This window comes from Klebsiella huaxiensis, assembly GCF_003261575.2.
GTDB classification, from domain to species: domain Bacteria; phylum Pseudomonadota; class Gammaproteobacteria; order Enterobacterales; family Enterobacteriaceae; genus Klebsiella; species Klebsiella huaxiensis.
Window position 1 is genome coordinate 4744772 of sequence record NZ_CP036175.1, and the last position, 23605, is coordinate 4768376.

Here is a 23605-nt window from a genome sequence, read left to right on the forward strand (position 1 = left end):
TGGTAGGGTATGCGGCCGTTTTCTATTCAGGCAATAGATCGATTTTTGATCATCTGATTTTTATTCCTGCACGTAGATTTTTGGCGCTGAAAAATCACTTACCCGAACATTCATCGGTTATTTTTATAAATTTCTCGTCATAGACAATGTAGTGATTCCCCGGCTGGCGCAGCGTCGCCTGACGAACAACATCACCTGGCCGTAAATACCATGCATCTCCCTGCTCTTCCGTTGTGTTGCAGCCGGGCTTGATCAGCAGCTTAAACCAGGTATTCCCCGTATTGCTGACGGTACCGGCGGCACGATCGTAAACCCATTTGAAATTAACCTGGCGCGGGCGCACCACCAGGATAGTATCCATCACCACCACCGGATCTAAACTGACCGCCGCCCCGGAGGCATTGCGCGCGATATGGTTAAGAGTAGGAATTTCGCGAAATGAGACCCGGTAGTAGCGTTCGCGGTTATCTTTCGGCCCGTGGTAATAAAACTTAAAGTATTCGCTGTCTCCCGCCTGAAGGGTCATCTGCCGGGGGGAAAACAGCAGTTCGCCATCTGCTGGACGCGAGCGCACCTCTTTGCCGCCGGGGCGGTCAATAGTAATGACCGAGACCTGATACAGGCGTACGCTTTTGTTGTTATTCAACACCCGCTTTGCAGCAAATTCGTCTTCCGGGGAGAGAGAGAAGGTCAGATTTCCCACCGAGATCGCCTGGCTCGCTGACGGCAGCCACAACGCCAACGCACAGGCTGCTATACGGAATAAATTATTGAACGTCACGCCACGTCGCCTGAACATGTACTTCACCTGAAGCGCTGACTTCGCCATACCAGCCACTGAGACTCCCCAAAATACGCATTGATATTATTTCATTCATTAAGATAGACAGCTTAACCGTCGCAGTATTCATCACCCCGGGCTCACCAGAGATATCTGTCCACGCCGAGCTTGCCCATAGCGCGTCCGTCATATCATGCCAGCGCCCATCACACCCCGCATCGAAGGTTTTCTTACTACCATTCCTGGTCGTAAACGAAAGGGTTGCCGGAAAAGGGACTTTATCCTGCGTATCCTGTGAACTAAAAATACAATACGCACGCCCATTTATCGTACGTGATGGGCCGGTTACTTTGATTTGCACCTCATCAGCAGACGTTTTTCCCGTAGTGGCGACAAGATAGTCAAAATCCAGTGATGGTTTATCGCTGCCAACATAACCCTCTCGCGTTGGTGACTCGCTATAATCATCAGAAGTAATGCTAATACCGAATTCACGTGGCTTGATAGTTAAAGAGTTGGACGTAGAGAAGTTATAAACAGCCGCCACCCCCACATTCTCCGTTCGACTTACTATAGTAAAATTAAACAACTCCTGACTACTAGTATCACTGAGCCCAATCGCCACCATTTTTTTAAAAAAATCATTAGAGAGGAAGACGTAAATAGATTCAGAAGATTTCAGGTCATCAAGGGTGTAATAGTCATTAGGTTTCTCCATGCCACCACTTGTAGTAATACTTGCTGGCAGCCAGGAGCTGCCATTTAAACTGAACTGCATATCATCTTTCGCGATCTCGTATTTCAGAGTCCAGTTAATTAACGACGGATATAACCGAAAAGACGTACTATTTGCGCCGTTAGTTTGCAGATTATAACTAACCATTTTGCAAGCCAGCCCGGACTTGCCTCCGACAATCTGTACTCGGCAGTCAGTATTGCCATCGCCTGGCGTCGGCACCCCATCACTATTGATAAAAATCTCATCAGTATACCCGATATTGTTTAGCCTCAGATGAGCACCCTTGGTGAAGGTTACCTCAGTCGCTTCCCAGGTAGCATTTACCCCATCGTCTTTACAGCGTTCTCCTCTGTTCGCATCGTAAAAAGGACTATACGCCCTGCATCCATTCAAGGTCATAGAAAAATGACTTCCTATCGTCATCTGCCGGAGATACTGATAAAAACCATCCGATATCAACCCAGACAACAGCACTGCCTGATTTCTACCATATACAATTCCATAAACCCCTTTACCATCGGTCACCGCTGTAGAGCAACCACTAGACACACATGCCGGACCCGCGAAAGGGGATGCGACTGGAGCACCTTCCAGCCACAGATCGAATATATTTGACGTGTCCACAATTGCCTGAGCGGTACCTATCACTCCCGGAAACTCCCCCGAATTTCCGGCTGCTACCATGGCATCACTGATACGACTTGGACCGACAATATATATTGGGTTCGATCCCGGCCCTGTTGACACAAAATAATCGCCATCAATATTGTTCTCAACGAGCGCAACCTCTCCGGATTGTGGGGGCAACGTCGTAACCCCTATAGCCATTGCCGAAATCGGTCCTCCCAGCAAGGCAAAAATTAATAACAAATGATTAACTTTCATTATTTTTATCTTCCAAAACAACTCCGGCATAGGTCCTCAGCCCGCTGCACACCACGTCGCCGACCCAAACCGCGCCACGCGCCTGATTCAGATCCAGCTCCACTTCACAACGCTGGTCTGAGCCGTAGCTGAAGTCGATGGTCGGGAATTTCTTATCTATATCCATGATGAACTCGCCTTTTTCATCCGTGCGGGTACGCCCAATGTGGTTGCTGATGCTAGCGTTGGCCAATAACGTGCCGTCCTCCGCGCGGATGCGCCCGGAGACGGTTACCATTTGCTTCACTTCCGGTTCAATCACCGCCACGTTGCCTGGATAGAGCGTCAGCCGGCTTTTACGCCCGCTCACGATGTCGTAACTGTCGAGCGAGTTTTTACTGTTCTGTAGTTCCACTTCATACCGGCCATACGGTGATAGCGGCAGATAGTTATGCTTTCCGGAGAGTTGAAAGAATCGCCCGTTAACCTTCGCGCTTAGCTGGCCGTCATCCTCCAGACCGGTATTTAAGATCAGCCCGGCATTGCCTTCGCTCATTCCGCTGGCCGCAATGTTTTTTCCCTGCCAGCCTATGCTGCCGCTGGCGTTCAGGTTGGTATTCACATAACCATCCGCGCCGCTGTTCACATTCAGCGAGCCGTTAGCATAACGCGTCTCAAACTGCGCATAGGCACCGCCGCTGAGCGTTTTGTCATCGCCGGTGTTGCCAGAAATCGCCCGTGAGACGTTGGCGCCGATGGTGCGGATCGGACCTTTATCAAAGCGCTTGCGCGCTGACAAGTTGGCTGTCGAATAGCCATTCTGGTGCGATATCCCACCGCTAATCCAATTACCGAGCGGCAGAGACAGGTCAAGCGCGATATATTTACCGGTATTGTTGTTATAACCTGAATTATTAAAACGCTGGATGCCCGCACGCAGTCCCAATGAACCAAAAGCACCACTGTAAATATTCTGGTAATAATCCGCCGTATAGTAATGACTATTATTCTGGCGATCATCGTTATAACTCATACTGAAGGTTCCCAGTTTTGACCATAGAGAACTCAGATTTAACGATCCACCGATAGCCCGGTTATCAGCATCGCTGCGCCGCAGCGTATCACCAACCGACGTTTTTTCCTGGTTAACCCAGACAGAGCTGAAACCACCGGGGAGCGTAGCGCTAACGCTGCCAATGCTGCTCCAGGAGCCATCGCTGGCCATCATGTTCTGCATATTGATGCTAATCGCACTGGTCAGCGGTAGGCTAAACCGCGTTTCTCCCACGCCAGTGGTGTCATAGCTGTAGCCTGATGCAGCCCAGGTGAGGGTATTCAACGATCCCGATGCCGAAACGCCCGCCAGCCAGCTATCTTTCGCGGGCTGCGCTTTTCTGCCGCCCTGCGACCAGCGGTCCATATGGAAGCTGCCGCCCCAGAATTGCCAGGCCAGAGGCGCTCCGGCTCCGCGTCCCCGACTGAACAATTTATTGACCCGCTGAGTGCGCTTACTCACTGAGCGACCATTAACAATGACTTCTACGTCAATGTCGTAAATCCCGTACGGTAGCCCGCGCGTATCCACTTCATGGTTACCCATTGCGAAGTTCTGTACGCTCAGCAACCGCCCGTCGCGCGACAGATGCACTTCGCCCGCCGCAGATAAAAAGGCTACCACCGGCGTCGCCGATTGGGTGTTATCAAAGACCGTCGAACTGGCCTGATTACCCCACGAAGCACCGTAAATTTTCCCCGCCGAAATGGCGGTCATTGGCCCCAGCGATTGCAGGTTCCAGGTATCCAGCATCCCGCCAGCAAAACGGTGACCGGAAAAATCCCGCTCATACATCGCTTTATACAACTGATTGTTCTGGTTGCGGGTCCCGGCACCGTAAATCGACCCATCAATCGCGATATGGTGTTCGCGTAAAGCGCTCATGCTATTGAGCGACAAATAGCTGGAGGTGTTATCACCGCCGTTACGCATCTGGTTGTTATACACTCCGAGGTTATAGTTAAGGGTGCTGCTGATCTTGTTGACGCTGGACTGGCCGATATCCTCACTACGAGTGCGCAGTACGGTACCCAGCGCTTCTTTTTTCACCACCAGCTGTAACAGCAGGCGGCGCAGGTCGAACTGTAGCCGGGCATCAGGCGTCAGGATAATACGCAGTTCGTCGCTGAAGGGAGCGTCGGCTATCTCAGCAAGTAACTGCCGGGTAGTCGCATTAAGTGAGGCATTTTCTTCTTTTTCTTCCAGTTGAATCTGGCGGATCCGCAGAGAATCATTATCCAGCCAGATAAAGGCGCTACCAAGCCGCTGGTCATTCTGGGTGCCGGAGCTACCTTCGAGGTGGGTAAACAATGGAACGCTCATCCCATTACGCAGCGCCAGACCAAAGGCCTGGGGAATAATCACACCACCAATCTGACGTGCCGGTTTAGAGGCCGCGTCAACACAGAAAGGAATTGAAACAATAACAAAACCGGAGGCAAGGATCGTTCGCAGGCCAGAGGCGTTCCAAAGTGAGGGCATATCCTTATCCCGTTTCTATAACCTATTATTTTACGGGCACAAACTGCTCGCCCTGCCAGAGCGCAACTCGCCCTTTTTTATCCGCAACATTGACGCGGGTAAAACGACGATTCTCTCCCGGCATCAGGTAGTAATTCTCTTTGCACTCTTTACCGTCAGCTGACTTCAGGCACGGGCCGTAGGCAAGAATGCGTAACGTGGCATTGCCCGTATTCACCAGCTTTCCGTCGCTGTACTGATAGCGGAAATTCACCTTGCGCGGGGCAACCACCAGAATGGTACCAATGCGGGCTGAAGCGGTGGCCACCGCAGTACGGGTACCGCCGTTGCGCTGGGCATCGCTTAAGGCCTGGTCGAACCAGACGATGCGGTAATAGCGCTCTTTTTCATCCATCGGACCTTTATAGAAAAAACGAATCGATTCGCTGGATTGCGCCGGCAGCAGAAGGCTGGCAGGAGTCAGTAAAAGCTCTTCTTTGCTCTCCATCGGGATGACTTTTCCACCTTCCTGCGGCGTCGTCAGGCGTTCAACATGAATATTGATCAGTCTCCCGCTGTCGGTGGGATTTTTAATTTCTTTACTCAGCACGCTGGCTTCGCTGTTGATAAACGAAGAGATATCACCGACGTCAAGCGCCATAGCCGGCGAAATTACGCAGAGCAACAGGCCAGCGGCCAGAATGTGATTTTTCATATGAATTCAGTCCGTGAAATAAGGCAGGGAGAAATCTCCCTGCCAGGTACGTCGAGAGGATCAGATGGTCCAGGTTGCATCGAACTGAACGCTGACGTCGCCGCTCCAGATACCTTCCGGCAGCGTGCTGTAGTCAGTGACCGCCGTGGTGCCGTTAGTGGTACCCTCGATGATGGAGAAGGTGAAGAGCTCCTGCGCACTGGTACGACCAGCTTGATTATAACCAGTAGACAACGCGCTGAGGTTGCCGCCAAGAATGCCAGCCGCAGTATCGATCATCTTGGTGTCGGTGGTTTTATCAACAGCAACACCGTTGTAAGACACGCCCACGCTCAGGGTAGAACCGGAGGTGTCCAACTGGGTCAGGGTGTTGGTCAGCAGACGAGAAGTCAGCTTAAACCCGGTTGCAGTTGTGTCGCCTGCAACGGTAACGTCAAACAGGCCTTTCTGGGTGTTAAAGCCTTTAATACCTTCTGCGTACTGAAACGACAGGCTACCCAGCGGAGTCACAACCAGCTTGCTGGTGGTGTCTTTTTTCGCTGTAGCGGACCAGGTCGCAACAGCCTGCGCGGTTGTATCAACTGCGTGTGCAACGCCCATACCAGAGAATGCTGCTACCAGAGCAACGGCAATAATTTTCTTATTCATAACATTTCATCCTGATTTGATATTAAGGGCATAATGCCCACATCCATGCGTATTAATCATTAATACGCTAATTCAATAACAACGGTAAAATTAGTTTCTAAAATATTAAATGGCTATTCGATTTATCTTTGAATACAGCTTTACTTCAGCATTACGCTGATGGGCATATACCGTTTTCACACTACAATTTTCTATTCTGGCAATAGATTTAGGCTGCATACCCTGCGCAAGAAGACCAATAATCTGCATCTCTTTTTTAGTCACTTTACCTTTCTTAATATCCGAGCGCAAAAAGCGGCCATTTATCACCCGGGATAATTCATCGCGAACATTGCGTAGCGAATCCGCATAAACCACGCCTCTGACCTGGCTATTGAAATACCAGTAATTAGCCAGTGCCTCTAACCGAGTGGCGGCAATTAATACCACCTGTTTTTTCTCTGTTTGCCTCAACCATTGACGCTCATGGCTGATAAAGTGGCACATAAACTTTGGGCTGATATTAATAAATATAAAATCATCCTGTATAGTTTCCAGGGAAGGGTAAATTAGCTCTCTGATTTCAAAAATAATCTCGGATAATCCATCAACAAAATAACGGTCCTCCTGCGGCCAAATGCATAACCGTAAACCTGATTGATAGTCCATATATCACGCATTCCTCCTCCATGATCCTACCGATTTCCCTAACGCTAAAATGGGGCAGGGAGTGGTTTCCCTCACTCCTCAGCAAATAGCCAAATATACACAGAAAAATAATCTATAATGTGCATAAATCAAAATAAAACATAAACACAATGAATATTTACAGAATTAAGAAATGAAATATCCCTTCTGCGCTTAAGAATTTATGTGTTTAATTAACATGAGTCAACATGAAGGAAGGGTAAAATCTAAATTCACATACCAAACATTAAAACAGCTAAAATAAAATAACAAAAAAACGTTAGAGATATTTAATTTTAAAAAATAAAAAACGAATAAAAACAATAAGTATCAATAAGATAAACAAAAACAGTCAAATGAAAAAATTCTCAATTCACTCTACCCAGGAATTTTCCCGAAATTCATTAGGAATTCCCTTAGGAATAATGGAATAAATACAAAAAATAAATAATACAGAAGAAAATAAAAGTCATTGTGAATTATTTACTGATGGAATATTATATATATTCGGGATACAAAAACGTCACTTCATAACATTCATAAAAAGGCGGGATTTGAGGATAATGGCTGCATAAAAAAACAAACAAAGGAACATCATAAAGCGAAGACAGATCATTTTAAGTTATGCATTAACTCACTTTTACCTGCGTGTTCCCGGTTACTTCACCGGGCAATCGTCAGTCATTTTAATAAACTTATCGTTATAGATGATGTAGTGGTTCCCCGGCTGGCGCAGTGTAGCCTGGCGGACAACGTCGCCGGGCCGTAAGTACCATGCATCCCCCTCCTCTTCCGTCGTGTCACATCCGGGCTTGATCAGCAGCTTAAACCAGGTGTTGCCGGTATTGCTGACGGTACCGGCGGCACGATCGTAAACCCATTTGAAATTAACCTGGCGCGGTCGAACGACCAAAATGGTGTCCATCACCACCACCGGCTCCATGCTGACCTCGGTACCGCCGGGATTGCGCATCACATAATTACGGGGGGGGATTTCACGAAATGAAACCCGATAGTAGCGTTCGCGGTTATCTTTCGGCCCGTGGTAGTAAAACTTAAAATATTCGCTCTCGCCTGCCTGCAACGTCAGCTGACGTGGGGCAAACAGCAGTTCGCCGTCAGCAGGACGCGAGCGCACTTCCTTACCGCCAGGACGGTCAATAGCCACGATTGAAACGCGGTATAGACGCGCGCTCTTGTTATTATTTATCACCCGTTTAGCGGCAAATTCTGCGTCTGCCGCCAGTGAAAAAGTTAAGTTGCCGACGGAGATAGCCTGCGCCGCTGAGGATGCCCACAGCGCCAGCAGGCAAAAGGCTGTTGGCAGCCAATTAATTAATGTTACGCCACGTTGCCTGGACATGAATCTCTCCTGAAGCACTCACCTCACCAAACCAGCCGTTATCATCCACCGTGCGCAGCGATATATCGTTATTCATCGGAATGGAAAACTTCACCGTTGTTTTATCCATCTGTCCCGTATCGCCGGAAATATCGGTCCAGGGGGTTGTTAACCATAGCGCATCGGTCATATCGCGCCAGGTATCATCGCACCCGGCATCATAAGTTTTGGTGGTTCCTGCCTGGGTAAGAAATGCCAGTGTCGCCGGGAACGGCACTTTCGACGTCCCGTCCGGGGAACTAAAAATACAGTATGAACGCCCGCCAATAACCTGTGCCGGACCAGTCACTTTAATTAGCACTTCATCGGCGGCGGTTTTACCGCTGGTAGTAACAATATAGCCGAAATCCAGCGACGGTTCGCTGCTGCCTACATAGCCCTCGCGCGTCGGCGCAGAGATGTACTCATCGGAAATAATGCTGATACTGAAATCGCGCGGTTTAATTATCAGCGTATTGGAGGTGGAAAACTCATACCACCCTGACTCTGGCGAGGTGGTGTTATAGAAACGGAAATTAAACAGATCTTTCGTATTAACATCGCTAATCCCCAGCGCCACCATCTGCTTAAAAAAGTTACTCGAGAAGAATACATAAACAGAATCAGATGATTTCATCTCATTGAACGTATAGTACTGGGCTATGCCGCTAACCGGCTTCCATGAATTACCGTCCAGGCTGAACTGCATATCATAGCTACCCACCGCAGAAGCCAGCGACGAGTTGCTGATCGCCGGGAAAATATGGATAGAGGTATTACTCAGGCCGTTGGTTTGCAAATTGTAATTCACCATTTTGCAGCTCAGGCCGGAACGGGTTCCGATAGTCTGCGTCCTGCAGTCTGCATTGCCCTCCCCCAGCGTTGGCACGCCATCACTATTGATAAACACTTCCGCCAGCGCATGAGTATTAATTAGCTTCAGGTTTGCGGCCTTGGTATGAGTGACATTACGCACATACCAGTAGCCTGAAGCCTGATCTTTACAGCGTTCGCCGTTGCTGGCGTTATAGCTGACGGAAGTCATACAGGAGTTAATGGTCATGGAGAAACTGCTGCCTACCGACATCTGTTGCAGATACTGGTAGAAAGAGTCAGACATCATGCCGTGCATCCACTTTTGCCCGCCAGTTGTCACCGTCGCGCCATAGAAACCGCTGGCATCGCTGGTTTGCGGCAGGATCAGACTGGTCGCCATATCGCAGCCCGCATACCAGTTGATACAACGCAGACCGAGTAAGGGATGAGAAGCCGGCGAGTTATCCAGCCACATATCGAAGAACCAGTTAGCATACAGCCCGGTGTTATAACCGTTGTCGATATAGCCCAGACTCTGCTGATAGATGGTGCCCGAGCCGTTATATTTCAGCCCGGTCCAGCGGTTCGCCCCGGTCATTCGCGGATCTAACGCGCCTCCGGGGGTGACAAAGAAGTTATCGTCCGAGTTGTTTTCCACAAACACAAACTGCATGGCCGCCGCATCAGGCCAAGTGGTTTTTGTTATCGCCGCGTTAACCCGCATCACACATAGCGCCGCCGTTAACATCACAAAATATGCCAGCCACTTAGCTTTCATTACCTTCTCCTGTCGGCTGCACGCTGGCATAGGTCGCAAGGCCGCTGCAAACCACATCGCCCACCCACACCGCGCCGCGCGCCTGGCTTAACTCCAGCGCCACTTCACAGCTCTGGTTTTTACCGTAACTGAAATCAATGGTCGGGTATTTTTTATCCACGTCCATCACAAATTCACCCTTCTCATCGGTACGGGTTCGCCCGATATGATTATTAATGCGGGCATTTGCCAGCAACGTGCCGTCTTCTGCGCGAATACGTCCGGAAACGGTCACCATCTGCTTCACTTCCGGCTCAATGACCGCCACGTTTCCCGGGTACAGGGTTAGCTGGCTCTTACGCCCGGTGACGATGTCGTAGCTGTCAAGCGAGTTTTTACTGTTTTGCAACTCAACTTCATAACGGTTGTACGGCGACAACGGCAGATAATTACGCTTGCCGGAAAGCTGCACGATCCGCCCGTTAACCTTAGCGCTCAGCTTGCCGTCATCCTCAAGACCGGTATTGAAAATCACCCCGGCGTTGCCGTCGGTGCGCCCGCTGGCGGCGATATTTTTCCCCTGCCAGCCGACGCTGCCGTTGGCGGTCAGGTTGGTGTTCACATAGCCGTCCGCGCCGCTGTTCACGTTCAGCGTACCGGTGGAATAACGGGTATCAAACTGCGCATAGGCGCCACCGCTGAGGGTTTTGTCATCGCCGGTATCGCCGGAAATCGCCCGTGAGATATTGGCACCAATGGTACGAATGCTGCCTTCATCAAACTGTTTACGCGCCGACAGGTTAGCCATGGTGTAACCGTTCTGGTGCGTCATCCCGGCGCTGAACCAGTTGCCGAGCGGCAGCGAAAAGTCGAGCGCAATGTATTTCCCGGTATTCGCGCTGCTGTCGCCGTTATTAAAACGCTGGATCCCCGCACGCAGCCCCATTGATCCCCACGCTCCGGTATAGAGCGTCTGGTAATAATCTGCGGTGTAGTAATGGCTGTTATAGCGGCGATCATCGTTATAGCTGATGCTAAACGTTCCCAGTTTTGACCAGAGTGAATTCAGGTTCAGCGTACCGCCAATTGCCCGGTTATCAGCATTACTGCGTCGCAGCTTATCGCCGATTTGAGTTTTCTCCTGGTTGATCCAGACCGAACTGAACCCGCCGGGCAGCGTGGCGCTGATGCTGCCGATGCTGCTCCATGAATTATCGCTGGCCAGCATATTTTGCAGATTCACATTGATAGATTCAGTGAGCGGCAGCGTCAGACGGGTTTCGGCAACCGCGTTGTTATCATAGCCGTAGCCGGTCGCCGCCCAGCTGAAGGTACTGACCGAACCCGAGGCCGAAGCTCCTGCCAGCCAGCTGTCTTTGGCCGGGAGCGTCTTTTTACCGCTTTCGGACCAGCGGTCCATATGGAAGCTGCCACCCCAGAACTGCCATGCCAGCGGCGCTCCTGCACCTCGCCCACGGCTGAACAGTTTATTCACTCTCTGGGTTCGTTTGCTAACTACCCGACCATTCACAATCACTTCAACGTCAACATCGTAAATCCCGTATGGCAGGCCACGCGTATCCACCTCGTGGTTACCCATGGCAAAGTTCTGCACGCTCACCAGCCGTCCCTCGCGGGTAAGATGAACTTCCCCAGCGGCGGGTAAAAAGGCAACCACAGGGGTGGCCGACTGGGTGTTATCAAACACCGTCGAACTGGCCTGGTTGCCCCATGAAGCCCCGTAGATCTTCCCTGCTGAAATAGCCGTCATTGGGCCAAGCGATTGCAGGTTCCAGGTATCGAGCATCCCGCCAGCAAAGCGGTGACCGGCGAAATCGCGCTCGTACATCGCCTTGTAAACTTCGCTGTCCTGGCTGCTGGAGCCAATGCCGTACAGCGAGCCGTCCAGCACAACGTGATGTTCGCGCAGCGCGGTGACATTGTTCAGCGACAAATAACTGGAGGTGTTGTTGCCGCCATTGCGCATCTGGTTGTTATAAACGCCGAGGTTATAGTTCAGGGTGCTGCTGACGGTGTTAACGCTGGACTGACCAATATCCTCACTACGAGAACGCAGCACGGTACCCAGTGCCTCTTTTTTCACCACCAGCTGCAGCAGCAGCTGGCGCAGACTAAGTTCCAGCTGCGCGTCATCGGTCAGATTGATTTTAAGGTCTTTGCTGAAGGCTTCATTCGCCAGCGAAGTCAGCTGCTTTCGGGTTTGTTCACTCACGGTCGCATTGCTGTCGCTTTCTTCCAGCTGAATCTGCCGCACGCGCAGAACGCCATTATCCAGCCAGATAAAGGCGTTACCAATTCTTTGATCGTCCTGAGAACCGGTGCTGCTTTCAAGGTGGATAAACAACGGGATGCTCATCCCGTCCTGCAAAGCCTGACTGAAAGCCTGGGGAATAATCACGCCGCCGATTTGTTGTACTTTATCGGCTGCGGCGGTGGCGCTGAGCGGAACCAGCAAAATGACCATGCCGGAGGCAAGGAGTTTTTTTAATCCTGGGGAGATCCCTGGTAGAGGCATAGTCTTGATCCGTCAGCACAAATGTCTATTTCACGGGAACAAACTGCTCGCCCTGCCAGAGCGCGACCCGTCCTTTTTTGTCAGCCACATTGACGCGCGTAAAACGGCGCTCTTTCCCCGGCATCAGAAAGTAGTTTTCTTTGCATTCCTTGCCATCCGCCGCTTTCAGGCACGGGCCGTAGGCAAGAATACGCAGCGTGGCGTTACCGGTATTCACCAGCTTCCCGTCCGCATACTGGTAGCGGAAGTTCGCCTTTCTCGGAGCCACCACCAGGATGGTGCCAATGCGCGCTGAAGCCGTCGCCACCGCACTACGAGTCGATCCGTTGCGCTGGGCGTCGCTTAACGCCTGATCAAACCAGACGATGCGGTAATAGCGCTCTTTGTCATCCGCCGGACCTTTATAGAAAAAGCGGATCACGTCGCTGGCCTTCGCCGGCAGCAGCAGACTGGCGGGCGTCAGTAAAATCTCGTCCTGCTTATCCATCGGGATCACTTTGCCGCCATCCAGCGGTGAGGTGAGGCGTTCCATATGGATGTTAATTAGGCGACCGCTGTCGGTCGTATTTTTGATCTCTTTACTCAGCGTGCTGCTGTCGCTGTTCATAAATGAAGAGATATCGCCCACATCCAGCGCCAGAGCTGGCGTCATTCCGCAGAGCAACAGGCCGATGGCCAGAATGTGATTTTTCATATGAATTCAGTCCGTGAAATAAGGCAGGGAGAAATCTCCCTGCCAGGTACGTCGAGAGGATCAGCTGGTCCAGGTTGCGTCGAACTGAACGCTGACGTCGCCGCTCCAGATACCTTCCGGCAGCGTGCTGTAGTCAGTCACGTCCGCAGTACCATCAGTGGTGCCGCTGATGATGGAGAACGTAAAGCCGTCCTGCGCAGTAGTACGGCCAGCGGTGTTGTAGCCGTTGGACAGCGCGCTGAGGTTACCACCCAGTGTGCCAGCAGCGGTGTCGATCATGGTGGTGTCGCCGGTTTTCTCTACCGCTACGCCGTTATAATCAACGCCTACGTTCAGCGTAGAGCCTGAAGTATCCAGCTGAGTCAGGGTGTTAGTGATCAGACGAGAAGTCAGTTTGAAGCCAGTCGCGGTGGTATCACCTTCGATAGCAACATCAAACAGGCCCTTCTGGGTATTAAAGCCTTTAATCCCTTCGGCATACTGGAAAGCCAGGCTGCCCAGCGGAGTCACCACCAGCTTGCTGGTAGTATCTTTTTTGGCGGTTGCAGACCAGGTAGCGACTGCCTGAGCAGTAACGTCAGCAGCCTGAGCGACACCCATACCGGCAAACGCGGTTACCAGAGCAATTGCAAGAACCTTTTTTTTCATAGCATTTTCATCCTGAGTTTATTTAGGGACTTGATGTCCCACGTCTGTGTGCATTTCCCGCCATAGCTCAAGCCACATAAATATTGCCTGTGACGTTAATTATTTTGGGTATAACGACCTGGTGCACAATTTTTAAAAACAATGTTCACTACTAATTAGAGCGCTAACTTATAAATTTTTGAATACAGTTTCGCCTCGGCGTTACGTCGATGGGTATAAACTGTTTTCACACTACAATTTTCAACTTTGGCGATAGATTTCGGATGCATTCCCTGAGCCGTCATGCGAATTATTTGCATTTCTCTATCGGTAATTTTTTCTTTCTTTATATCTTTACGCAGAAAACGTCCATTAATAACGTAAGCCAGTTCCTGACGAATATCTTTGGTCAAATCAACATAAACTACACCGCGAATTGATCCATTGTAATACCAGTAATTGGCCAGTGCTTCCGATCGCCTTGCGGCGATAAGCACGATCTGCTTTCCTTTCATTTCTGCCAGCCACTCGCTATCACGTCGGATAAAATAGTTCAGAGAACTGGCGCTAAGGTTGATAAAAACAAACTCCTGACACACTTTCGCAAGTGGCAGATAAATTAGTTTATCGATATCTAAAATAAGCTCAATCAGACCCGTCATAAAATAATTATCATGCGCAGGCCAGATGCACTTATCTAAAGAACATTTATGATCCATATAAAGTTAAACCCCATAGTCCTGGAAATCTCGAACATATCACACACTGCTGATAGCCCAGGCCTGCAAAGTCTAAGTCAGCAAATCCCTCTTTAATCGATATCCAATATAAAATCCAAATAGTATTACTTGAGACAGATAACACTAAATAAATTGCTTGTTTCTTGTGCTTACAAATTTAGGATTTTTCTCGATGAGTGTCAATAAGCGTGGTGAATGCTAATTGCCGACCAGGTCAATTTAGCCTTTGAGAATAAAAATAAGAATATTGAGTTAAACACAAAAACCATTTATTTTCATGTGGTTATTGATGACTTATACGTAAATTCTTAATCGATTACTATCTAACCTAAGATCTTATCTATATTAACTTAAGACTATTCTTAAGCTGGTAGTTGTTTTAAAAAGCCAAAAATCCGAACAAATACATAAATTAAGAATATAAACCCAATAAATGATTAAATAATAGATAATAATTTCATTAATAATGCTTATTATCAGTTTTATATGCCGCACAAAAGGCATAAAAGCAGACTAAAAAATTACTAATGCAAATCGTAATCAATCACTAAAACATTATCTATTCGATTAAACCGACTTAGAGCACAAGATCGTACGGACATCTGGAATCGTTTTCCCGATAAACCTGGGCTTGCGGTTTGTGATTAATGTTGCACAAAACACCCTGTCCCCATCAGAGGAAAATTGTATCGGTATTTTTATTAACAAATAGCGTAATAAAGGTAGCTGAACAGATCGCGCCTCCCGGGATTAGATGAAAAAATGTGATCCCTCACGTACTTTTTTACCTATAAAGACGTTTGTCTTTTACATCCGTTCACTATTTGTTCGCTTTACTGTCATCTGGCAGTCATAAAAAACACCATTAATAGTGCCCAGTTTACTGACGAACCTGGACGCATTTATGAACAGTTCTCTGGCTGCGGTTGCGGAAACCGATTATCAACAGTTTACGCCACCGTCTACCGACCGGCAGCGGAAGGTCCTGAGCGTACGCAACCTGAGCAAATCCTATAGCGCACAGCAAACCGTACTGGATAGCATTAGTTTCGATCTTCATGCGGGCGAGCTGGTTGGCGTGATTGGCCGATCCGGTGCAGGCAAATCCACCCTATTACATGTCCTGAATGGTACCCACAGCACCAGCGGCGGCGAGATCCTGAGCTATCCGGAAGTGGGGACGCCACAGGATGTATCAAAGCTGACAGGCCGCGCGTTAAATGCCTGGCGCAGCCAGTGCGGGATGATCTTTCAGGATTTCTGCCTGGTTCCGCGTCTTGACGTTTTGACCAACGTGCTGCTGGGACGCCTGAGCCAAACCTCAACTCTGAAATCATTATTCAAAGTTTTCCCCGATGCCGACCGGGCCCGCGCTATCTCTCTGCTGGAGTGGATGAATATGCTGCCGCACGCGCTACAGCGGGCGGAAAACCTCTCCGGCGGTCAGATGCAGCGTGTCGCTATTTGCCGAGCGCTAATGCAAAACCCCGGTATTCTGCTGGCCGATGAACCGGTCGCTTCTCTGGATCCGAAAAATACGCAGCGAATAATGAATGTTCTTCGTGAAATTAGCGAACAGGGCATCAGCGTGATGGTAAACCTGCATTCGGTGGAACTGGTGCGTGAATACTGCACCCGGGTTATCGGCGTAGCCAAAGGCAAGATTATTTTTGACGACCATCCCACGCAGCTAAATCAGGATATTCTGCATCGGCTGTATGGCGATGAAATTAGCCAATTGCATTAAATTTCACTCACACGGGCAAAATAATGAAAAAGTACATCACTGGCGCAGTTCGTTTATCCGCAGCGGTTGCAGGCATTATGATGGCGTGGCAGGCAAGCGCTGCTGAACAACCGAAGGAATTAAATCTGGGTATCCTTGGCGGTCAGAACGCAACGCAGCAAATTGGTGATAACCAGTGCGTTAAACAGTTTCTCGATAAAGAGCTGAACGTGGATACCAAATTACGCAACTCTTCCGACTACTCTGGCGTTATCCAGGGTCTGCTGGGCGGCAAAGTTGACGTGGTATTAAGTATGTCACCGTCATCTTACGCTTCGGTTTATATTAACAATCCAAAAGCCGTCGATATTGTCGGTATCGCCGTAGATGATAAAGATCAATCCCGCGGCTACCACTCGGTGGTGGTAGTTAAAGCCGATAGCCCATATAAAAAGTTAGAAGACCTGAAAGGTAAAGCGTTTGGTTTTGCCGATCCGGATTCCACTTCCGGATTTTTAATTCCGAACCACGCCTTTAAACAGCAGTTCGGCGGCACCTCGGATAATAAATATAATAACTTCTTTTCCAGCGTGACCTTCTCCGGCGGCCACGAGCAAGACATTCTTGGCGTGCTGAACGGTCAGTTTGCCGGGGCGGTGACCTGGACCTCGATGGTGGGCGATTACAACAGCGGCTACAGCGTCGGTGCTTTCAATCGCCTGATTCGCATGGATCACCCGGACCTGATGAAACAAATCCGTATTATCTGGCAATCGCCGTTGATCCCGAATGGCCCGATCCTGGTCAGCAACGCTCTGCCTGCGGACTTTAAAGCTAAAGTCGTCAGCGCGATTAAAAAGCTGGATACCGAGGATCACGCCTGCTTTATCAAAGCAATGGGCGGTACTCAGCATATCGGCCCGGGCAGCGTGGCTGATTTCCAGCAGATCATCGATATGAAACGCGAACTGGTTAGCGCGCGTTAATCCCGCCCTGACGCCGCCGCCCGGCAACTATCGCGGGCGGCGGCGACTCGTTGAAGACACAGCGACGCATGAATAACACCCATACCGAATTTGAACGCTATTATCAGCAGGTTCGTGCGCGGCAAAAGCGCGATACCTTTAGCTGGTCTCTTTTGCTGCTGGTTCTTTATTTCGCCGCAGGCAGCATGGCCGAGTTTAATCTCTTTACTATCTGGCACTCGCTGCCCAATTTTCTTGATTACATGTTTGAGACCTTGCCGACTCTGCATGTCGCCGATCTGATTGCCGATTCGCATACCAAAGGCTCGCTGGCCTACTGGGGCTACCGCCTGCCGATACAGCTGCCGCTTATCTGGGAAACGCTACAGCTGGCTCTGGCGTCCACGCTGGTTGCGGTAGTTATCGCCACCCTGCTGGCGTTTATTGCCGCCAATAACGCCTGGTCCCCTGCCCCGCTGCGCTTTGCCGTTCGCGTGCTGGTGGCTTTTCTGCGCACCATGCCGGAGCTGGCGTGGGCGGTGATTTTCGTTATGGCCTTCGGTATCGGCGCGATCCCCGGCTTTCTGGCATTAATGCTGCACACCATCGGCAGCCTGACCAAACTGTTTTATGAAGCGGTAGAGAGCGCGCAGGATAAACCGGTGCGCGGTCTTGCCGCCTGTGGCGCTTCGCGGCTGCAACGCATTCGCTTTGCCCTGTGGCCGCAGGTGAAACCGATTTTTCTCTCCTACGGCTTTATGCGCCTGGAGATTAACTTCCGCTCCTCAACCATCCTTGGACTGGTGGGCGCGGGCGGCATTGGCCAGGAGCTGATGACCAATATCAAACTGGATCGTTACGATCAGGTCAGCATCACGCTGCTGCTGATCATTATTGTAGTGTCGCTGCTGGATATGCTGTCCGGCCGCCTGCGGCAGTGGGTTCTGGAGGGAAAAAAATGAGTCAATGGCAAAACCAACCGGATATCACCGCCAGCCGTCGTCAGCATCAACGTTTGTACAAAGCTCAGGGACGCTATCTGCGCTATGTCGGCCTGCTGGCGCTGGCCAGCGTGCTCTATTACGTCTGGTTCTTTATGCAGTTCGGCATCAGCGGAGAGCAGCTCACCACCGGGCTGCAGCAAATAGGCCGTTACCTGCTGCGGATGTTCGTCTGGCGCGACTTCTTCAACTGGCCGTTCGGCTATTATTTCACCCAAATCGGTATTACCCTGGCGATCGTTTTTGCCGGGACTATTACGGCGACGGTTCTCGCCCTGCTGCTTTCATTTCTCGCAGCGCGCAATATTATGCGCGGCTTTATTCCAGCAACCATCGCCCTGCTAATGCGCCGGTTGTTTGATGTCCTGCGCGGAATCGATATGGCAATCTGGGGTCTGATTTTCGTGCGCGCCGTCGGACTTGGGCCGCTGGCCGGGGTATTGGCGATCATCATGCAGGATACCGGGCTGCTGGGTCGCCTGTACGCCGAAGGGCACGAGGCGGTTGACCGCTCACCGGGGCGTGGGCTGACGGCAGTGGGTGCCAACGGTTTGCAGAAGCACCGCTTTAGCATTTTCACCCAGTCTTTCCCAACGTTTCTGGCGCTGAGTCTGTATCAGATTGAATCCAACACCCGTTCAGCAGCGGTGCTGGGTTTTGTTGGCGCAGGGGGGATCGGTCTGATTTATGCGGAAAATATGCGCCTGTGGAACTGGGACGTGGTGATGTTTATTACCCTGCTGCTGGTCATTGTAGTCATGGCGATGGATACGCTTTCCGCCTGGCTACGTCGCCGCTATATCGGCGGCAGCGTGGTGCCGCTGTTTAAAGCCGATTAGTTCTGATATCGCGACGTTCCCGGAGGCGGCGCAATGCGCCTGTCCGGGCTACCAAACGGCACGAAAAGTAGCCCGGGTAAGGCGTTTACGCCGCGACCCGGGGGAAAACTCAAAGCCGCCACTCCAGCACCGGCCACTGATGCTCTGCATTCACCGCGGCCAGTTGCGGGCATGGATTGACCAATCGCACATGGTCGGCATGCAGGCACAGCGGCAGATCGTTAATCGAATCGGTATAGAACGTCACCTCACCCGAATATTCGGGATGAGCCTGTCGCCACTGCGCCAGGCGCACCACTTTCCCCTGCTGATAGCTCGGCGTACCGGCAATCACCCCGGTATAGCCACCGTCGGCCATCTCCACGTCAATCCCTAACGCCTGTTCGATGCCCAGCTCCGCCGCGACGGCCTGCACCAGCAGGCTAACCGACGCCGAGATAACCAGCATCTGCTCGCCCCGAGCCTGTAGAGTACGAATCAGATCCCATGCCTGTGGATAAACGCGCGGCACTATCTCTTCGCGTACACAGCGCGCAAGCAGACTGTCCACTTCCTGCTTTGATACGCCAATCAGCGGTGCCTGGATCAGGGCCACGTAATCGGCAATGTTCATTTCACCACGATCGTAATCGTCCATCAGCATCGCTTCACGCGCCAGATAGCCCGGATCGTTCACCCAGCCTTCGCGCACCATAAAGCGGCTCCACACCGTGCTGCTATCGCCCTTAATTAACGTATTATCCAGATCGAAAATCGTCAGCGTTTTGCCCATCGTTTGTTTTCCCTAATCAGCAACAGAGTCTCGCGAGAGCATGCGTAAATAAAATGACAGGAGAATGACCCGGACAAAGCGCCCGGATCATTTTGTCGGCTACGCGGCGCTCACTTTCGGCGCGCGAAACACCAGCATAATTCCGCCAAGTATAGCGACCATGCCGATGACCGCCGCCCAGGGCAGACGATTGCCCAGCAACAGATAATCGAGCAGCGCGGTAATCACCGGCACCAGATAAAACAGGCTGGTGACATTGACGATATTACCAGCACTCAGCAACCGATAGAGCAGCAGCTGGGCCACGACCGAAATCAGCAGCCCAAGGAACAGCACCGGGATAATAAAGCCCAGACTGAAATTGATATAAAAACCGCTCACCGGCGTCATCAATAAGCAAAGCAGCAGGCTCACCGTATATTGCAGCGGCAGAACATCAACCGGCGCCTGGCGGCTGCGCTTTTGCAGAATGGCGCCAAAGGTCATCAGCAGCAGCGCGGCAAGAGCGAAAAGTATGCCGCTTATCGCCATCTGCGAAGCCGACAAGCTTCGCCATACCAGCAGAACCAATCCCGCCAGCGCCACCAGTAAACCCAACAAACGCGTACCCTGCAGGCGTCGTTCAACCACGCAAAGGGTAAGAATCGGCTGAATGCCCATAATGGTAGCGATAAGTCCCGGCGTCACGCCGTTGGCCATCGCTTCAAAGTAGCAGACGGAATAGCCGCCAATCAGCATCAGGCCAGTGGTCGCCACCTGCAGGCGCGTACCGCGCGTCGGTAGCCAGCGTTTGCGCATGATAGCCAGCGGCAGCAGCGCCACAAGGGCTATCAGAAAACGAAAAACCAGCAACGCCATTGGCGAAGCGTTGTCCAGCCCCCAGCGGGTAAAAATAGCAGCGCTGCCCCACAGCAGGACAAAGGTCGCCGTTGTCGCCTGCGAGGCGAGTAAAGAATATCGAGAATGCATGAAAATGCTCCAGATTCCTGAATCTGTATTGATCGGCACTCGTTATCAACGAATACCCTAAAGTTTGGAGATCAGACTCCGATTACAACAACTTCAGGAGGTGGAGGCGGAGGACAGGTGCAGGAAAACAGGCGACGATATGATGATGCAATGCGACCCGCCGGTAAACCAGCGCAGGATATGAAATGTCCTGAGATTGCATTATGCGTCACGGAAAGCCCCTGTGAGTAAGAATGCATAAACATTAGCATGGTTAACGAAACGTTTACAAGCCAACCCGTTAGCCCCATACGCTCATGACCAACAGTACGCCAATGAGTAGCAGCGGATAAATCCGCACATGCCAACAATCCGGCAAATGCGCCAGCCAGCGGGCCGCTATTTTTAACCCCAACCAGCTTCCAGCCACCAGTTGCACCGCCGCTGAAAGCCAGATATTGCCGATAAACCCATCAGGTAATGACGCTGGCGACGCCCAAGCCATCAACAGCCAGGTCAACGTCGCCGTTACCGCCAGCGGTAGCGTCAACACGTTTGCCATCGCCGCCGCCTCAGCCATCGGCATACCACGGCGGCGCATCAGAGGAACCGTCATCACGCTTCCCCCCACGCCCAGAAAAGAAGCGATCACGCCAATGATTCCACCGACAGTCAGCTCATGCGGTACCGCAGGTACAGTCTGACCGGGTGGGGGTATCATAAACCCGGCCCGAAAGTAGCAATCGATAATAGTCGCCAGCAGATAGATAACGAACAGCCAGCGGATCCATTCGCCATTAACCTGAAGCGCCAGCAACGCTCCGGCTATTCCACCCGCGGCAATGCCGACTAGCATTGCCCATAAGCGACGCCAGCGGAGGGCACCTGTACGGGCGTGCCGCCAGGTCGCCAGCAGCGCGGAGCAAAGCATCACCAGCGCCGAGGTGGCGACGGCGATTTGCATAGCCTGCTGCCCTACTTCACTTTGTACGCCCCACACACCCATCACCAGTACATAAAGCAGCGGAACGGTAATGAAACCGCCACCAAAGCCAAAAAGCCAGGTTGTTACACCAGAAAGCATGCCGCAAAGAAAAAGCCAGTAGCTCATGCAAACTCCTCCAGAAAAGGAGATAACAATATAGAATAACGAGATGGCTGGCTTACGCTTTAAAGCCAATTTATTACGAATTTCAGCCAGGACTAATTCTTATGCGCAATGTAGCAATCAATGACGTCGATCATCTTCCTCGCCGGGTGCTGGCGTTGGGTAGCGACTATCCGCCCAATACTCTCCTGGAACGTCATAGCCATCGGCGGACGCAGTTTCTGTACGCTATGAACGGGTTAATGAAGGTAGAAACGGATGACGGCCAGTGGCTGGTTCCACCGTTCAGCGGAGTATGGATCCCGGCGACGAAACCGCATCGCGTCTGGATGCCGGGCGTCAGCACCCACAGCCTGTATATTGATGCGCAAGCCGCCCCGCGTAAAAGCGAGCGCTGTGAAGTTTTACAGGTCTCCCCGTTGACACATCAACTTCTGCTGGCCGCCTGCCAGCTGCCTCTGCTCTATGAAGAGAGCGGGCGCGATGCCGCGTTGATTGAACTGCTGCTCCACGAACTGCGCACTGCCACGCCGTTGCCGATGTTTACGCCACTGCCGCAGAACAGGCTCCTCGCAGCGCTGTGCGACGATTTTCAGCGCCAGCCGACTATCCGCAGTACGCCGCAGCAATGGGCGCAAAAAATGAGTAAAAGCGTGCGTACTTTTAATCGTATTTTTCGCCGGGAGACCGGGATGGCGTTCTGCGACTGGCGCCAGCAGGCGTGCCTGATGTACGCCATGACGGCACTACGTGAAGGGCATTCGATTACCGAAGTCGCGCTAAGTCTGGGCTATGAGTATCCGGCCGCCTTTACCGCCATGTTCCGTAAAGCAATGGGCTGTTCACCGATGGCCTTTATCCGCCAGATGAACGGCGGACCGACGTAGGCCAACCCCCTTCCCGTTTGTTCAGGAAGGCGGTGTAATGTCAGGATGATGAAGATTTATCCATGCATCGGATACCTGAACCAAAGCATTTATCCATGAAATATTGTTTCAGGAAGCGATAATTTATTAATACGGAATGACGAAACTCTGGCATAAATAGCGCCCTTTGGTTTTAACTTCGCGATCTGACATATATTCTTTACGTAAGTTTTCGTAAATTTTGCGTTTGGTCATTCTGACGCTGTAGCGAATCGGCTATAAAAGACCACGGCCTGTTCTCCAGTGACGAAAAACAATGATATGAAGCCTAAACTTTCTCACGCGCTATTATTCGTTCCTTTTTTGATTTTGGCAGGATGTTCATCCTCATCGAAACCGCATAAAACCGCTCAGAGTAGTCATTCGACAATCGACGGTGGCTCTGACGATCTGATCCCGGTGATCGCCGCTCTGCACGATCAGATGCATACCTGGGAAGGAACGCCCTACGAGTGGGGCGGGACTGAGCAAAGTGGTGTCGACTGCTCCGGGTTTGTCTGGCGAACGCTGAAAGATCGCTTCAACCTGCCGATGGAGCGCATCACCACTCGTGAATTGCTGCATATGGGAGAACGCGTGAGCCCGCAGCAGCTAAGGCCGGGAGATTTAGTTTTCTTCCGTATTAAAGGCGGGATGCACGTCGGCTTCTACGATACCGATCGTAATTTCCTTCATGCCTCTACCAGCCAGGGGGTCATGCGATCCTCGCTGGATAATCCGTACTGGCAATCGGTATTCTACCAGGCGCGCCGCCTGCCGAAGGAATATAACGCCCAGATAACAATGAATAACGATAATCTGCATCTGGCCAAAAATCGTTAATCATAAATAACAAAGCCGC

General features: G+C 51.2%; 21 protein-coding genes. 6 read left to right on the forward strand and 15 right to left on the reverse strand.

The genetic code is table 11. The features are described from left to right. Positions 1-94 precede the first annotated feature (94 nt). From DA718_RS22710 to ecpR (DA718_RS22765), 12 genes are all read right to left on the reverse strand, one after another. A complete protein-coding gene (locus DA718_RS22710; protein WP_112214053.1) occupies positions 95-799 on the reverse strand; it encodes a fimbrial biogenesis chaperone in 705 nt (234 codons plus the stop codon). Next, positions 768-2405 carry a hypothetical protein gene (locus DA718_RS22715; RefSeq protein ID WP_112214052.1) on the reverse strand — a complete coding sequence of 546 codons (1638 nt, stop codon included), beginning with the start codon at positions 2403-2405 and terminating at the stop codon, positions 768-770. Before DA718_RS22715 ends, DA718_RS22710 begins: the two co-directional genes overlap by 32 nt. Continuing rightward, entirely contained in the window at positions 2395-4920 is a 2526-nt protein-coding gene (locus DA718_RS22720) for a fimbrial biogenesis outer membrane usher protein (RefSeq protein ID WP_112214051.1), read from the reverse strand. Before DA718_RS22720 ends, DA718_RS22715 begins: the two co-directional genes overlap by 11 nt. A 25-nt stretch (positions 4921-4945) precedes the next feature. Then, positions 4946-5614, reverse strand: coding sequence for an EcpB family pilus assembly chaperone (locus DA718_RS22725; protein WP_112214050.1), 669 nt, complete (start codon positions 5612-5614; stop codon positions 4946-4948). A 60-nt stretch (positions 5615-5674) separates the two neighbouring features. Continuing rightward, positions 5675-6262 (reverse strand): common pilus major fimbrillin subunit EcpA, encoded by a 588-nt coding sequence (gene ecpA / locus DA718_RS22730; protein ID WP_112214049.1) that lies wholly within the window; start codon positions 6260-6262, stop codon positions 5675-5677. 105 nt (positions 6263-6367) lie between these two features. Then, positions 6368-6910, reverse strand: coding sequence for an ECP biosynthesis operon DNA-binding transcriptional regulator EcpR (gene ecpR, locus DA718_RS22735; RefSeq protein WP_112214048.1), 543 nt, complete (start codon positions 6908-6910; stop codon positions 6368-6370). 676 nt (positions 6911-7586) lie between these two features. Then, a complete protein-coding gene (locus tag DA718_RS22740) occupies positions 7587-8291 on the reverse strand; it encodes a fimbrial biogenesis chaperone (RefSeq protein WP_112214047.1) in 705 nt (234 codons plus the stop codon). Continuing rightward, entirely contained in the window at positions 8260-9873 is a 1614-nt protein-coding gene (ecpD, locus tag DA718_RS22745; RefSeq protein WP_227016030.1) for a fimbrial adhesin EcpD, read from the reverse strand. The genes DA718_RS22740 and ecpD overlap by 32 nt, the downstream gene beginning before the upstream one ends. A 19-nt stretch (positions 9874-9892) precedes the next feature. Next, positions 9893-12418 (reverse strand): fimbrial biogenesis outer membrane usher protein, encoded by a 2526-nt coding sequence (locus DA718_RS22750; protein ID WP_112214045.1) that lies wholly within the window; start codon positions 12416-12418, stop codon positions 9893-9895. Between the two features lie 25 nt (positions 12419-12443). Beyond that, positions 12444-13112, reverse strand: a complete 669-nt coding sequence (locus DA718_RS22755; RefSeq protein ID WP_112214044.1) for an EcpB family pilus assembly chaperone — start codon at positions 13110-13112, stop codon at positions 12444-12446. Positions 13113-13172: 60 nt separating this feature from the next. Beyond that, complete coding sequence (gene ecpA / locus DA718_RS22760; RefSeq protein ID WP_112214043.1) at positions 13173-13760, reverse strand: common pilus major fimbrillin subunit EcpA; 588 nt, start codon at positions 13758-13760, stop codon at positions 13173-13175. A gap of 155 nt (positions 13761-13915) precedes the next feature. Next, entirely contained in the window at positions 13916-14458 is a 543-nt protein-coding gene (ecpR, locus tag DA718_RS22765) for an ECP biosynthesis operon DNA-binding transcriptional regulator EcpR (protein WP_112214042.1), read from the reverse strand. 925 nt (positions 14459-15383) lie between these two features. On the opposite strand from ecpR (DA718_RS22765), the gene phnC reads away from it, so the two are divergent. The 4 genes from phnC (at position 15384) to phnE (DA718_RS22785) (ending at position 19010) form a co-directional block, all read left to right on the forward strand. Then, a complete protein-coding gene (gene phnC, locus DA718_RS22770) occupies positions 15384-16226 on the forward strand; it encodes a phosphonate ABC transporter ATP-binding protein (protein ID WP_112214041.1) in 843 nt (280 codons plus the stop codon). 23 nt (positions 16227-16249) lie between these two features. Further along, a complete protein-coding gene (phnD, locus tag DA718_RS22775) occupies positions 16250-17191 on the forward strand; it encodes a phosphonate ABC transporter substrate-binding protein (RefSeq protein WP_112214040.1) in 942 nt (313 codons plus the stop codon). A 68-nt stretch (positions 17192-17259) separates the two neighbouring features. Further along, positions 17260-18132, forward strand: a complete 873-nt coding sequence (phnE, locus tag DA718_RS22780) for a phosphonate ABC transporter, permease protein PhnE (RefSeq protein WP_112214039.1) — start codon at positions 17260-17262, stop codon at positions 18130-18132. Beyond that, positions 18129-19010 (forward strand): phosphonate ABC transporter, permease protein PhnE, encoded by an 882-nt coding sequence (phnE, locus tag DA718_RS22785; protein WP_112214038.1) that lies wholly within the window; start codon positions 18129-18131, stop codon positions 19008-19010. The genes phnE (DA718_RS22780) and phnE (DA718_RS22785) overlap by 4 nt, the downstream gene beginning before the upstream one ends. 109 nt (positions 19011-19119) lie before the next feature. Here the strand turns inward: phnE (DA718_RS22785) and DA718_RS22790 are convergent, their stop codons facing one another. The 3 genes from DA718_RS22790 to DA718_RS22800 form a co-directional block, all read right to left on the reverse strand. Further along, positions 19120-19782, reverse strand: a complete 663-nt coding sequence (locus tag DA718_RS22790) for an HAD family hydrolase (RefSeq protein WP_112214037.1) — start codon at positions 19780-19782, stop codon at positions 19120-19122. A 99-nt stretch (positions 19783-19881) separates the two neighbouring features. Beyond that, the gene (locus DA718_RS22795) at positions 19882-20751 is read right to left on the reverse strand and encodes a DMT family transporter (protein ID WP_112214036.1); all 870 of its coding nucleotides are present in this window, start codon (positions 20749-20751) and stop codon (positions 19882-19884) included. 280 nt (positions 20752-21031) lie between these two features. Continuing rightward, positions 21032-21841, reverse strand: a complete 810-nt coding sequence (locus tag DA718_RS22800; RefSeq protein WP_112214035.1) for a sulfite exporter TauE/SafE family protein — start codon at positions 21839-21841, stop codon at positions 21032-21034. A gap of 101 nt (positions 21842-21942) precedes the next feature. On the opposite strand from DA718_RS22800, the gene DA718_RS22805 reads away from it, so the two are divergent. Together DA718_RS22805 and DA718_RS22810 are read left to right on the forward strand one after the other, a co-directional pair. Further along, positions 21943-22725, forward strand: a complete 783-nt coding sequence (locus DA718_RS22805) for an AraC family transcriptional regulator (RefSeq protein WP_112214034.1) — start codon at positions 21943-21945, stop codon at positions 22723-22725. Positions 22726-23025: 300 nt separating this feature from the next. Next, positions 23026-23586, forward strand: coding sequence for a C40 family peptidase (locus tag DA718_RS22810; RefSeq protein WP_112214033.1), 561 nt, complete (start codon positions 23026-23028; stop codon positions 23584-23586). Positions 23587-23605 lie beyond the last annotated feature (19 nt).